The following is a 14278-nucleotide window of genomic DNA, read 5'->3' on the forward strand; positions in this document are numbered from 1 at the left end:
AATACTAACGTAAATTTTCGATAACCATTGCGCTGGCACCGCCACCACCGTTACAGATACCGGCAGCGCCGTATTTGCCGTTGTTTTGCTTTAATACGTGTAAAAGGGTAACAATGATTCGTGCACCCGAAGCGCCGAGCGGGTGGCCTAATGAAACAGCACCGCCGTTAACGTTTACTTTTTCCCGGTCGAGGTTCAAAAGCTGGTTGTTGGCTATTGATACTACAGAGAAGGCTTCATTGATCTCAAAGAAGTCGATATCGGAGTTTTGCAGGCCTGCCCTGTGCAGTGCCAGCGGAATGGCTTTTGACGGTGCGGTAGTAAACCATTCGGGTGCCTGCTGTGCATCGGCGTAGGAAACCACCTTAGCCAATGGGGTTATACCGAGTTCATCCGCTTTTTCGCGGCTCATAAGCACTACAGCTGCGGCACCGTCATTAAGGGTCGAGGCGTTGGCGGCCGTAACCGTACCATCTTTTTTAAATACGGGTTTTAATGAGGGGATCTTGTCAAACTTAACTGTTTTGGGTTCCTCATCTTCGGCGAACATCGTGATATCGCCTTTTTTGTCTTTAAGGCCAACAGGAGTTATTTCATCTTTAAATTTTCCGTCTGCCTGTGCTTTTTGGGCACGCTGGTATGATAGGATGGCATATGCATCCTGTTCCTCCCGACTGATGTTGCAGTCGGTAGCGCAAAGTTCGGCTGCTGAGCCCATATGATAGTCGTTGTAAACATCCCAAAGACCGTCTTTTACCAAACCGTCAATGATTTGCCCGTTACCTAAACGGTAACCGTTGCGGGCCTTATCCAGGTAATAGGGTACGTTGCTCATGCTTTCCATGCCGCCGGCAACAACAATATCGTTTTGCCCTATGGCTATGCTTTGGGCGGCTAACATAATAGCTTTCATACCCGATGCACAAACTTTATTAACGGTAGTTGCGGGCAAATAGGGGAGCCCGGCAAAAATAGCTGCCTGTGTTGCCGGCGCCTGCCCAACATTGGCCGACATTACGTTGCCCATATAAATTTCCTGAACCTGATCGGGCCGTAAGCCCGCTTTTTCAACTGCCGATTTGATGACTGCCGCGCCTAACTGTGTGGCGCCGATAGCAGCCAGGCTGCCTCCAAAACTACCTATAGGTGTGCGTGTAGCCGCTACTATTACAACTTCTTTCATGTGTCCCTCATTAAAATTGGTGGGCAAATTTAGTGATTTGGATGAAAGAAAATACTATGCATGCATAATAAAATTAGTTGGCAGTTTTTTAGTGGCAGTAGCAGGTTTTAAATCAGTTGACAGTTTTTAGTTTGCAGTTGGCATTTTTTGATTACGTAAAATTAAGGCTTCTGTAGCGGGACATTAATTTATACTAGGTGCAAACCATAAACGGCAAACAGTTGCTACCTACTGCTACTATAAACTGCTACTGCCACTAATCACTATCTTCCTTTTTCTTTTTAACTCCTTTTTTCCTCGCATGCAGGGCTTGTTGCATGAGGTATTCGATCTGGCCGTTGGTGCTCCTGAATTCTTCGGCAGCCCAGCTCTCAATCTCCTTCAGCATGTCGGGGTTAATGCGTAATACAAATGCTTTTTTTTCGGCCATATCAACTTGCGGCCGCTGCCTGGGCCTGTTTTAACAAAACTAAATTTATGCCCAGTAACGCCAATAGCGGTAGTTCTGGTACTTTTTTGATCATATCGAGGTTCATTTTTACAATAAATGGCTTTTTCCGGCTCCACATTTTGGTTTCTACATTCAGGATATCGCCCAATTGCTCGTTTACCCAGGTGCAGCTGCGTGAAAGGATCTTTTTATTATAAAAAGTAGCCATGAGCCCATTGTTTAAATTGAGCGTTATCTTACGGTTCCAGATGTCTGGTGTCACCAAACCTGTTTCCATGCCATCGGACTGCTCAATAACAAGTTTTCGGCCTAACCAGTTCTTGCGTTTTACTATCCAGTTTCCATTCGCTGTTTCCAGTAAGCAAGCGCGTTTTAAAGCTCCTGTATAGGTGAGCTTACCATAGCTAAACTGCCCGTCGGTAAGTTCATACCATGGCCGCCAAAAACCATGCCTCAGTACTGGTAATTCTGACACGCGGAGTTGGTCAAAGCTTCTGAATTGGTCCATGGTATTAATGGTATAAAGTACCGGTATTAACAACAGGGTTAACGGCTTTATCGCCGCAAAGTACAACCAGCAGATTGCTTACCATGGCCGCCTTGCGTTCTTCATCAAGTTCAACTATGTTTTTTTCGGATAGCTTGTTCAGTGCCATTTCAACCATGCCAACGGCACCTTCAACTATCAGCTTACGGGCTGCTATGATGGCCGATGCCTGCTGTACCTGCAGCATGGAATGTGCAATTTCAGGCGCGTAGGCCAAATGCGAGATTCGAGCTTCCAGTACTTCAATGCCGGCGCGGTCGAGCCTTTCGTTCAATTCCTTCTCAAGCATGGAGCTTACCTGTTCGGCGCCACCGCGCAGGGTGATGGCTGCGGTTTCATCCTCCAGGTTATCATAAGGAAATGAGTTGGCCAGGTGCCTTACTGCAGCTTCGCTCTGGATATTTACATACTGGATATAATTTTCAACTGCAAACACGGCAGCGGCGGTATCTTTGATCTGCCATACAATAACAGCGGCAATTTCAATAGGGTTACCAATGCTATCGTTCACTTTCAGTTGCTGCCCGTTAAGGTTAAATGCCTTCAATGATACCTTCTTTTTAACAGTGAATGGATTAACCCAGAAAAAGCCGTCAGTTTTTACAGTACCAACATACTTGCCAAAAAGGGTAAGCACTTTTGATTCGTTGGGATTAACAACGATGATGCCGGGAAGTAAAAATATGAGGCTCACCGGAATTAATAGGAAACCGATAGCTTCCAGTCCGGTGCTTAAGCAGAAAATGGCCGCAACTAACAAAGCAATAGCCAAAATAAACACAGAGAAGCCGGATGGCGGGTTGATGATTTTTTCAGTATTCATGATTTAGTTTGATTTTGAAATGATATCATAAAGATATCAAATTTGTTTTTACAAAAGCAAGAAAAACTGCATATAACAGAAACTTATATTATTTTTGGCAGGTTAATCATTTAAATGGCAAAACTATCCACTTCGCGCCAAAAGGCTTTACTGCGCAAATACGCCCGTAATGTTAAGTTTTTGATGATGCTGATCAGTATCGTGCTTATTGTTTACTTTTTACCGAAGCAGGCAAAATTTAGCTACGAGCACGAAAAGGGGAGGATCTGGAACCAGAAAGACCTGGTATCGCCCTATAATTTCGCAATACTAAAAACACCGCAGGAAATCATGGCCGATCAAAAATCGGCACTGGAAAGCATAACGCCAATTTACCAGCTGGACGCAGGGATGCAAAACCAGCAGATAGAAGGTTTTAAAGCCGACCTGGAAATTAAATGGCACAATGCCGGTATCAACGATAAACTTAAGTCAAAGTACATTGCTGTCGGTACCGATTTATTGACCGAAATTTACCAGACAGGGGTTTTTAAACCCAATGCCAAATATCAGCAAAGCTCCGAAAATTATCCCATACGGATCCTGGACAGGAATGTGGCCACTGATAAAAACACCAGCGAACTGTTTACCAAAGAAAAAGCGCAGGCTTATTGTGATAAGGTATTGAGCAGGCATACTGATTTAGATAAAGCCTTCCTGCTCGATCTGATCAGCAACCGCCTCCAAAATAATCTTGCCTATGATAATAACCTTACTTCAAGACTGGAGAAGGAAGTTGTAGATGGTCTTTCGGTAACACGCGGAATGGTGCAAAAAGGAGAGGTGATAGTTTACAAAGGCTCGGTAGTTAATGACGATGTTTATCAAAAACTGGAATCATTTAAAAAAGCCTTTGAGGATAACGCCCGTGTTAACGGTAACAGGAACTTAGTCCTCTTGGGGCAATTTTTCCTGGTGGCTATAGCTATCTCGCTGCTCATGATTTTCCTGTATCTTTTTCGTAAGGATATTTACGCTGATAACAGGTTGGTAAGTTTAATATTACTGGTAATTACTACCATGCTGGCCACTTTATCGCTGGCTATAAAACTCCAGTTTCCGACTAATTTGTACTATATCCCTTATTGTATAGTACCTATTATTATTCGGATATTGTTTGATACCCGTTTGGCGCTTAATATCCATTTGCTGGTGGTGCTGATAGCCGGCTTTTTTGTACCTAACAGTTTTGAGTTTGCTTATTATGAGATTACGGCGGGTATGGTATCCATCTACAGTATTAAAAACCTGGTACGCCGCGAACAGTTTCTGATCTCGGCAGTGATCATTATCTTTACCTACTTCGTGGCATTTTTGGGGATTACCTTTATTCGTGAGGGTGATTTCCTGAACATCGACTGGATGGACTTTTTGCCGTTTGTAGTTAGCGTACTGCTTACCTTGCTGGCTTACCCGCTTATTTATTTGTTCGAGAAGGTTTTTGCCATCACTTCCGAAATTACACTCATCGAACTAACCAATACCAATGCGCCATTGCTGCGCGAACTGGCTTTTAACGCTCCGGGCACCTTTCAGCATTCGCTGCAGGTAGCTAACCTGGCCGAAAACGCTATTTATGCAGTTGGCGGCAACGCCTTACTGGTTAGGGCAGGGGCGCTTTATCATGATATTGGCAAAATGGAAAACCCTTTGTTTTTTATCGAAAACCAAAGTTCGGGCTTTAACCCGCATGATAAACTGCCTTATGAAGAAAGTGCCCAGATCATTATCCGCCACGTGAGCAGGGGTATTGAAATGGCACGCAAGTCCAACCTGCCCGAGGTGGTGATTGATTTTATCCGTACCCATCATGGTAATACCCGCGTGGATTATTTTTACCAGTCGTCATTGAAAAATTTCCCGGAAAAATTCATCAACGAAAACATATTTCGCTATCCCGGCCCCATTCCTTTTACCAAAGAAGGTGCCGTTTTAATGCTTGCCGACTCAGTTGAGGCCGCATCGCGCTCATTAAAAGAGCCCGATGAAGAATCCATCAGTGTACTGGTAGACCGTATTGTAAAATACAAGCTTGATCAAAACCAGTTGAAAGACAGTAATATAACTTTGAAAGACATAGAAACAATCAAGGCTATTTTTAAGCGCATGCTGATGAGTATTTATCATGTTAGAATAGATTATTAAAAAATGTAATTTTTTTTTGCGGGGATACTTGAATTACTATATTTGCAGTCCCTGAAAAAAGGGATATAGTTTAAAAAACAAAACGGAGAGATGCCTGAGAGGCCGAAAGGAACAGTTTGCTAAACTGTCGTACTGGAAACGGTACCGAGGGTTCGAATCCCTCTCTCTCCGCTTCGCAAGAGGATCGCAAGTTGCGGTCCTTTTTTGTTTCTACAGGTCCCGTCATAAAAGTCGATACTGTTTACTTACATCCATTAAACGCTTACATTTGCACAAATGGAAGCTATAATATTTTGCGGAATTCAGGCGACAGGTAAAACTACATTCTTTAAAGAGAGTTTTTTTAACACCCACATGCGTATTTCCTTAGACCAGCTAAACACAAGAAATAAAGAATTGAGGTTTATAGAAACTTGCTTCCAAACATCCCATCCTTTTGTAATAGATAACACTAATTCTTCCCTGGAAGAAAGAGCAAAATATATAACTATCGCGAAAGCAAATAACTTTAAAGTGATTGGATATTATTTTCAATCTAAGATAACTGATGCCATAAAGCGGAATAATCAACGTGTTGGTAAAGAAAATATCCCTGAAATTGGCATACGGGGAACTTTTAAGCGTCTTGTCTTACCGCAGATAGCAGAAGGTTTTGATGAACTTTATTATGTAGTAGCGGAAAATAATACATTTACAGTAAACAAATGGTCAGATGAAGTTTGATGATTTAGATGAAAAAATGAGGATATACGAAACCTCACAAGACCGCTGCGTACTCCCTGATATGTACATTGTAGCCAGAATTGATGGACGAAGTTTCACCAGACTTACAAAAGAAACACACAAATTCGAAGCACCTTTTGACGAAAAATTTCGGGACTTGATGGTTGAAACAGTAAAACACCTGATGAATTGCGGTTTCAATGTGATATATGGTTATACCGAAAGTGACGAAATATCACTGCTCCTGCATCCAAACGAAAATCTTTTTGGCCGAAAGACCAGAAAATACATTTCCATATTAGCAAGCGAAGCCAGCGCCAAATTCTCCGCATCGCTGGGCAGCGTGGCAGCTTTTGACTGCCGCCTCTCAGAGCTTCCCAATAGAAATTTAGTGGAAGATTATTTTAGATGGCGTAATGAAGACGCACACAGAAACGCCTTAAATGCACATTGTTACTGGCGGCTAAGACAAGATGGTTTTACCATGAATGAGGCAACTTTAAAAATCGAGGGGATGAGCATTGCCAATAAAAATGAATTATTATTTCAGTATGGCGTAAATTTCAACAATCTTCCCGCTTGGCAAAAAAGAGGAATAGGTTTGTATTGGAAGGATTTAAAAAAGGAAGGGTTTAATCCGAAGACCGATGAACACGTGTTAATTAACCGACGTACACTTTATATAAACATGGAATTGCCCATGCGGGATGAATACAATAAATTTATACACGATTTGGTAGGCAAGTACTAAAAGCACGACTGAGTTTACACTTTCTTAATACTTTTTACAATTTCCAAAATCCCTTCCAGGTGTTCTAACAGGTTTCCATTCACTCTGCTGATGTTGATGTGGGGCTATTTAAAAGTTTGTAAATAAAATAATTGCAGGCTTTTATTTTTATGTCAAATACTCAAAATTTCCATTAATTCGCATCATAAAGGACTATTGATAGAACTTTAAAAAACGATTTACAAATGGTGTAAACCTTATGTGCAGTCATATACAATTTAATACCATTATTTTACTCTTGTTGTTTCTTTAAAAACATACCTATAAATTGGTTCTGTAATCTAAATATCAGTCACTTTTATATCGGCATTATTTGATTTTCGATAAAGGGTTAATATGTATTAATCTGCTCTGTTACTTGTCGCCAACCTGGCTGATATAACCGATTTTAATTAAGTAAAATAAATTTTATACCAATCATGATTGAACAGGGAACTTACCTAAAGTCGAAAATTTATGATTTAATGAACCTGATGATCAACGATGAAAGCGGGTTGTTTGAAGTAGGCGATTTGGATGGTTATATTGATAAGTTAATTGAAAAAGCATGTATCATAACTATTATGGCACAGGATGCTTTACAGGGTTTTTTGGCTTATTATGCAAATGATTATGAGAATAAAGTTGGGTTTATCTCCATGCTGATCATTGATCCTTCTACAAAACGGATGGGTTATGGCCGAAGGCTCGTTGAATTTGCATTAAAAGATTTAACAATGAAGGGATTTGAAAAATGCCGCACCGAGGTGAATGCTGACAACATTAAAGCAGTAAATATTTGTAAAAGGTTAGGCTTTACATATGTGGGTAATAACAATGTATATATGGTGTTTGAAAAACAGCTATAGTTTCCTCAAATAATCCTGATCTATTTGCATTGAAAATTTAGTTGTTGATTTCATTTAGAAACGTTTTTCAAAACGTAAAAAAGCGGCTCATTGATATTGTAACTGAAAGGGCCAAAATCAAAAAAAGCATTCCCGATCAGCAGGTCGGGTTTTCCATCACCGTTTATATCACCGGCGTCAAGAGTTACCGCGCGTTCAAACTTTGTATGGGCAGGAAAGGCATATGGTACAAAGTTTAAGTTGCCGGTGTTCTTTAGATATACAAAACCTTCTTCGGGTTGCTTTGCGTCAGTAAAAAGACTGATCGTTGCAAGATCAATAATCCCGTCACCATCAAAATCTTTAGCGATAGCTTTATAGCAGCCGTTTATGGGATAAAAATACCGCTGTTTGTAATTGCCTTTCCCGTCGTTTAAAAAAATGTAGACACCATGGTAAGGTTTTAATACCAGCGTTGCATTTCCATTATCGCCGCAGGTATAAATAATGTCTTTATAACCGTCATGGTTCATGTCAACCATTTCAAAGTAGGACGACCCGTAAATTGCAGGGAACCTTAAAATTTCCTTTGAATCAAATCTGCCACCGCCCTTATTTTCGAAGTGAAAAATCCCTTCTTCGCCCTGGGCAAAAAGCACGTACAGGCCGGGTAACTTGTTATCCTGGTAATCGATATACGCTTTTATAGCTCCGGGTAAATTACTTATCACGTGTTTGGTGAAAGCGCCGTTACCCAAATTCTCCATCCAGCAAAGCTCACCGGTTATACTCCCAAATTCACAAATAACATAGTCGGTTTTGTTGTCGTTATTCAAATCGGCCGCCAATATTTGAACCGGGCGACCAAGCTTATTGAATACAGGCTGAGATGCTAATTGCATTTTGCCTTCGGCGGAAATGGTTAATGGGGTTATAGTCCCCAGTTTATCGCTGTTGGCACCTAATTCATTGCCTATGGTGCAGATCATGGTATTGCCATGATCAAAAAGCATATCAACCACAGGGCCGGTTGTTGATACCGAATCGATGATATTTAATTGACCTGATAAAAGATAAAGCTTTTTTGTTTGCCCGTTGGCAACAAAAACACGAGCGGGCTTAACACTGTTGTCAATTCTTACATAGCAGCCCAGCACTTGTTTGCCGTCAAATGATTGCTGTGATTTTTGGATGTTAAAAAAGGGGAGTTCCCGTTTAATAGCCATGGGCCTGTTTTGTACAGGTAAGGCGATAGGGGCGGTGTTCATGTAATAATCGATAATATCCTGCCATTGTTCCTCATTTAATGCGGGCTTGTCGGGCACAATCAAATCGTCGCCCTTAATTGTCCCTACGTATGACTCACCTCTGTGGGCTTTAATGCCCATACGTAAACCCATTTGCGGAAATACATTTTTCCATTTAAACCTGCTAAGCAAGGCTGGTTCGGGCAGCATATGGCACGAGCGGCAATATTGTTGTGATAATATCTTACCCCTGGCAATGCTTTGAAGGGTTGCCATCGGGTAATCGGTACGTAGATCTGTACCAGCATTATCCTGTTTGTTTTCAGAGAAATGCCATATTGAATAAACTACCGAAACGGTTATGACCAAAACAATCGAACCAACAATTACAACTTTGCGATTTTTTGCAGGACGGTGACTATCAGGTTTATTATTCATGAATATTTTAAAAGGCGTTTAATATACAAAAGCTAAAAACAGAATGCACAAAGCTTAAAGCTAAAAAATATTAATCGGTGAGAGTTGTCTTTAAATACATAACCCCTGGACATTTGCCCCGGGGTTATGTAAAATCAAGGTATTAATCTTTTAGTATCCTGGGTTTTGTACCAGTTTTTTATTCTTGTCAATTTCCGCTTGCGGAATTGGCATCCAGTTTTGCCGCTCGAAGAAGGTATTGGTAAATATCTTAACCGGGGTATACGTTAGTCCTGAGCCGCCGGCTTCGATCTTCATACCATATTCCGGCGTGGTAAGCACACCGTTTGTGCCGGTAGTTATCAGCCATCTGCGGATGTCAAACCATCGCTTATCCTCAAATGCGAGCTCAATACGCCGTTCGCGACGAATATATGCACGCATTTGATCCTTTGTTAAGCCGGCTTTTACAGCAGGCAAGGCAGATCTCGCCCTCACCTTATTAACCGCGTCATAAACCGACGCATCCGGTCCAACCGCTTCATTTTGCGCTTCGGCATAGCTTAACAGCACTTCCGCGTAACGGAAAATAATGTAATTGGCAAAGCTTGGCGCCAGGTTGATACTGGTTTGCCCGGTGATGCTTTCATCAAGCGTTTTACGGGCGTAATAACCGGTATTGGTGATATCGCTTGAAGAGCCAAGATCTATTTGGTTACTGCCGCCTATGCGCGTTTTTATGATATCTCCCTGCCATGTTGCACCATCATATAAGATTGACTGATAGAAACGTTGCTCACGATGCGTGTAAGGGGCTTGAGGATTATAACCTGAAGCCGCATCTGTAATAGGCAAGCCATTATCCATCGAGTAATCATCAATCAGGCCCTGTGTTGGAGCAAGGTTCCCCCACGATTGCTGAACACCATTCACGTATACCGGGCCCAGGTAACCTTCCCGGTGACTGCCCTTTGCAGGCCCTGTAGCATAACCACGGGCAAATATCGTTTCAACATTCCAGTTGTTTGCCGATAGAAACTGGTCGGCATAAGAAGTAGCCGAAGTGTTGAACAGGCTATAAGTACCCATATCCATCACCGATTTGTTGGTAGCTGCTGCTTTACTCCATTTTCCCGCGTCATTGGCCGTGTTTACCAGCGGGCTGGCTGCAAAAAGCTCTACCCAGCCTTTAAGTGTTAGTGCAGCGCCTTTTGTGGCTCTCCCGGTTTGTGCTGCTTTTGTGGGTAAAACAGCGGCCGCGGCATCGCAATCAGCTTCAATAAAAGCGACTGTTTCATCAATAGTACCACGGGCAGTAAAAATATCAGTTCCGTTCCGGTTATCAAGCGGGACAGTAATAATAGGCACCCCGCCATAAGCTGTGAACAATAGTGAGTAGAAATAAGCTCTTAGAAACGTAACCTCGGCAACGCGTTGCTTATACCAGTCGTCGGTATACTTGGCTTTATTTAAGGCTGCCTGCTGCAGAAATACATTACATTTTCGTATTTTGGTATAGTTACCTTCCCATGACCACATACCGCCAGGGCCGGTAGGTACATTACTTGGCCCAATTGAACCTGCCCTTACAGTTGCCTGACCGTTTTCCCAGGCCGCTCCACAAAAGCTGTTATCAGCATATTGTTCGGTTAACTGGTAATCGTTATTGACATCCGGGATTTGATTATAAATGTCATTTATAAAGAGGTCTGCGTTGTTTTGAGAACTAAATGTTGCTACGTCAGTAAGAAATCCTTTGTTAATGACATTCAAAGAATCATCTTTTTTACATCCACTAATACTTACAACAAGCAAAGCAAGTAAAAAAAGTTCTCGGTATTTTATAAAAATCTGTTTCATCGCTTTCTTATTTTTAGTTAAAATGTGGCATTTAAACCTAATGAAAATACACGCTGCTGATAGTAGTTGGTGTTATTGCCGCTATTTTCCGGGTCAATAATTTCCTTTACATGAGGTAAATGGTTAATGACGTTTTGCCCTGCAACATAGATCCTTATGGATTGGACCTTGTTTTTTAATAGTTTGTTTGACAGCGTATAACCAAGTTCAAAGCTTTTTAAGCGGATGTAAGAGTCATTTCTGACGAACCAGGACGAGGTTTGTGTATTATTTGAGGTTGGTGTGCCGGTAACCCTTGGATATAAGGCATTAGGGGTAGATGGTGTCCAATGATCATCATACACCAATTGAGAGGCCGAACCAGATGCATTGAAAGGGAATGCGAAATAGTTACTGATAACAATGTTGCTGTTTCCCGAACCCTGGAACAGAACATCAAGATCGAAGTTTTTGAAGGTCAGTCTGGGCTCTAAGCCATAGATGATTTCAGGGGTATTAGGGTGCCCTATTACGGTTTGGTCATTGGCATCTATCTTACCATCTGGCGTGCCGTTAGGACCGCTTAAATCGGCGTATTCGATGTCACCTGGTTTAACCGGCCCGAAAGAAGGAACTGGCAACCCGGCTTTTAGCGTTCCGTCAGCATTAAAATCAGTTGTTTTGAAATAACCTAAGGCCTGGTACCCGAATATGGTATTTAATGGCCGGCCGGTGGTTCTTCTGTTGGGATTATCGGCTGTAGCACTTGTTTCGTAAGTTTGTAATAATTTATTTCTGGCAAAGGTGAATGTTCCCGTAACGTCCAGCCTTAAGTCTTTTGAAAAGCTATGAGAACTTTGTAGTGTAAGATCGATACCGTGATTGCTCATGATCCCGCCATTAACAAGCCCTAAACCCAGACCATATTCACCAGGTAATGTATTTTGAACCTTCACGAGCATATTCCCCCTTTTTTCATAAAAGTAATCTGCCTCAATACTTAATAGGCCCTTCCATAATGTCGCTTCAAATCCAATATCGGTTTTGGTCGCTTTTTCCCAGCCAATTCCAGGATTGCCCTGTAAAGATTCATAAATACCCTGGGTAGCACTACCGTTAATAACGGCCGAGTTTGCGTAAGGTTTGTAAGGGCTTAAATACTGATATGTTTGTATAGCACCACCATCACGCGGATAAGCTCCCGATTTTCCCCAAGAAGCCCGAAGTTTTAAATTATCAAGCCAGAGGATATTATCTTTGATGAATTTTTCTTCAGATAGTCGCCAACCAGCAGAAAAAGCAGGGAAAAAGCCGTATCTCTGGCCTGGGGCAAATAGATAGCTGCCGTCATATCTTCCTGATGCTTCAAGCAGATACTTCTTGTCATAGGCGTAGCCAATCCTGTACACATAACCAATTTGTTTTTGGCCTTCAGAATGACCGAAGTTAGTTGCATCCGCTGCTGCCGGACCGCCAAAATCCAGTTCATCAATATCAAGGTTGTAGTTATATTTAGTGGCCCCAAATGTTTGATACTTTACGCGGCGGCTCTCAAAAACGCCTAAAGCGGTGATATCGCTTTTACCGAAAGAACCCGAATAAGATAGTAACCCCTGAATGGTTAATGTGTGGTTTTGACTATAATTTTCCGCAAAGGTCGCCTTTGAATTTCCCTGGATCCCTTGTTTGTAAGTATAAGGAGTAGTAGTTACATCAACGTTATAGAAAGGTATGGGTGTGGTGTAAATACGCTGGAACGAAGTTTGATTTCCTGTGAATAACGGATCAGGCCCGTTATCATAGCTGATTACGCCTTTTAAGCTTAACCCTTTAATCGGTAATTTTTGATCCACAGTAAACTGTGATAATACAGCGGTATTTTCATTGAATTGATAACCGCTGTGATAAATTTCGCCTATAAGCGACTGACCGATATAGCCGGACCATAACCCGTTACTGTAATAAATAGGCGTTGTCGGCGCCTGGCGTTGAGCCTGTCCAATAATTGTGGCAGCACTTTGGGATGGAAAGTGCTGATCTTCTACATAACTGTTAACAGAGAGTGATACCGTTGTGGTTTTAGTGGCGTTTGCAGTTAAGTTTAACGAACCATTATATTTATCAAGATAGGTTGTGCTCCACATACCTGCCTGGTGAGTATATCCAAGGGCTGCGAAATACTTGATGTCTTCTGTACCTCCCGAAAGTGTCACATTATGATACGTGATTGGACGGTTTTTCTGGATAATTTGCTGCAAAGGATGTCCATCGGGGTGCCCATCGGGATCTGAATGATCTTTGAATTTTTGAATATCATCTGCTGTATATGCCGGTGGCTGACCATCATTGGCATTGGCCTCATTACGCAGCAATGCATACTCATACGAGCCTACAAATGTGGGCACCTTGGTTGGGTTTTGGATACCATAGTATCCGTTATAAGTTAGCGTTGGTTTGCCTGATTTACCCTTTTTGGTAGTAACCAGTATTACGCCATTTGCACCCGCCACACCATATGGAGCAACAGCAGCAGCATCTTTTAATACCGATACGTTTTCGATAGTATTAGGATCAAGACGGCTGAAATCGCGTGGCACACCATCAACAATAAGCAGGGGAGAACTGCCGCCGGTTGATCCGATGCCCCTGATCAATATGTTTGAACCGTCATAACCTGGTTCGCCGCTACCCTGGGTTATGATTAAGCCAGAGGCACGACCAACAAGGCTGTTGGTTAAGTTAACCACCGGTTTTTTTGCAATTTCGGTGGTTTGAATGGTTGATACGGCTGCGGTTGAGGATGTTTTCTTTTGAGTACCGTAACCTACAACGATAACTTCATTCAGGTTTTTTGCGTTCACCTGCAACCTGATGGTTACTGAAGTTTGTCCGTTTAAAGGAAACTCCGCCTGTTCATAACCTATATAGCTAACTATCAATATAGCATTAGGATCGGCATTAAGAGTGAAACTACCATTTACATCGGTAACGGCACCTGTACTGGTTCCTTTGATTTTTACAGATGCGCCTATGATGGTTTCACCGGTGGTTTTGTCAATTACTTTACCTTTAATGGGTACGGCGGCTGTATATCGGTTAAGTTTTATTCCGCTGAAGGAGTTAAAGGCAGTAGCTGCATAGCTGCTTGTTTGCATAGCTATCAGCAGGATCAGTAATAAAACTACTGATCCGGATTTTCTTCTCAAAGATATTTTATCAGGTAAAAAATATTGCATAATTGGGAGTG

The 14278-nt window shown here is 42.0% G+C and carries 11 protein-coding genes and 1 tRNA gene; 5 read left to right on the plus strand and 7 right to left on the minus strand.

All coding sequences use genetic code 11. From position 1 onward, the window contains the following. Window positions 1-4 precede the first annotated feature (4 nt). The 4 genes from ABID99_RS07190 to ABID99_RS07205 form a co-directional block, all read right to left on the minus strand. Complete coding sequence (locus ABID99_RS07190) at window positions 5-1183, minus strand: acetyl-CoA C-acyltransferase (RefSeq protein ID WP_354483964.1); 1179 nt, start codon at window positions 1181-1183, stop codon at window positions 5-7. Window positions 1184-1439: 256 nt separating this feature from the next. Beyond that, window positions 1440-1613, minus strand: coding sequence for an Arc family DNA binding domain-containing protein (locus tag ABID99_RS07195; RefSeq protein WP_176627589.1), 174 nt, complete (start codon window positions 1611-1613; stop codon window positions 1440-1442). A 1-nt stretch (window position 1614) separates the two neighbouring features. After that, window positions 1615-2142 carry a hypothetical protein gene (locus ABID99_RS07200; protein WP_354483962.1) on the minus strand — a complete coding sequence of 176 codons (528 nt, stop codon included), beginning with the start codon at window positions 2140-2142 and terminating at the stop codon, window positions 1615-1617. Window positions 2143-2146: 4 nt separating this feature from the next. Further along, window positions 2147-3004, minus strand: coding sequence for an SPFH domain-containing protein (locus ABID99_RS07205; RefSeq protein ID WP_354483960.1), 858 nt, complete (start codon window positions 3002-3004; stop codon window positions 2147-2149). A gap of 114 nt (window positions 3005-3118) precedes the next feature. On the opposite strand from ABID99_RS07205, the gene ABID99_RS07210 reads away from it, so the two are divergent. From ABID99_RS07210 to ABID99_RS07230, 5 genes are all read left to right on the plus strand, one after another. Beyond that, entirely contained in the window at window positions 3119-5188 is a 2070-nt protein-coding gene (locus ABID99_RS07210; protein WP_373613297.1) for an HD family phosphohydrolase, read from the plus strand. A gap of 84 nt (window positions 5189-5272) precedes the next feature. Further along, window positions 5273-5359 (plus strand) — tRNA-Ser (locus tag ABID99_RS07215). A gap of 105 nt (window positions 5360-5464) precedes the next feature. Further along, on the plus strand, window positions 5465-5911 hold the full coding sequence (locus ABID99_RS07220) for an AAA family ATPase (RefSeq protein WP_373613298.1): 447 nt from the start codon (window positions 5465-5467) through the stop codon (window positions 5909-5911). Further along, window positions 5901-6662, plus strand: a complete 762-nt coding sequence (locus ABID99_RS07225; RefSeq protein ID WP_373613299.1) for a tRNA(His) guanylyltransferase Thg1 family protein — start codon at window positions 5901-5903, stop codon at window positions 6660-6662. Before ABID99_RS07220 ends, ABID99_RS07225 begins: the two co-directional genes overlap by 11 nt. 458 nt (window positions 6663-7120) lie before the next feature. Continuing rightward, window positions 7121-7549 (plus strand): GNAT family N-acetyltransferase, encoded by a 429-nt coding sequence (locus ABID99_RS07230; RefSeq protein WP_373613300.1) that lies wholly within the window; start codon window positions 7121-7123, stop codon window positions 7547-7549. A gap of 50 nt (window positions 7550-7599) precedes the next feature. On the opposite strand, the gene ABID99_RS07235 is transcribed toward ABID99_RS07230, so the two are convergent. The 3 genes from ABID99_RS07235 to ABID99_RS07245 all read right to left on the minus strand — a co-directional run bounded on the left by ABID99_RS07235 (window position 7600) and on the right by ABID99_RS07245 (window position 14237). Continuing rightward, on the minus strand, window positions 7600-9213 hold the full coding sequence (locus ABID99_RS07235) for an FG-GAP repeat domain-containing protein (protein ID WP_373613301.1): 1614 nt from the start codon (window positions 9211-9213) through the stop codon (window positions 7600-7602). Window positions 9214-9363: 150 nt separating this feature from the next. Then, a complete protein-coding gene (locus ABID99_RS07240) occupies window positions 9364-11052 on the minus strand; it encodes a RagB/SusD family nutrient uptake outer membrane protein (RefSeq protein WP_090526694.1) in 1689 nt (562 codons plus the stop codon). Window positions 11053-11069: 17 nt separating this feature from the next. Beyond that, window positions 11070-14237 (minus strand): SusC/RagA family TonB-linked outer membrane protein, encoded by a 3168-nt coding sequence (locus ABID99_RS07245; protein ID WP_373613302.1) that lies wholly within the window; start codon window positions 14235-14237, stop codon window positions 11070-11072. Between the last annotated feature and the right edge of the window lie 41 nt (window positions 14238-14278).

Origin of the sequence: Mucilaginibacter sp. OAE612, from assembly GCF_041806395.1 — a bacterium.
In the GTDB taxonomy this organism is placed as follows: Bacteria; Bacteroidota; Bacteroidia; order Sphingobacteriales; family Sphingobacteriaceae; genus Mucilaginibacter; species Mucilaginibacter rubeus.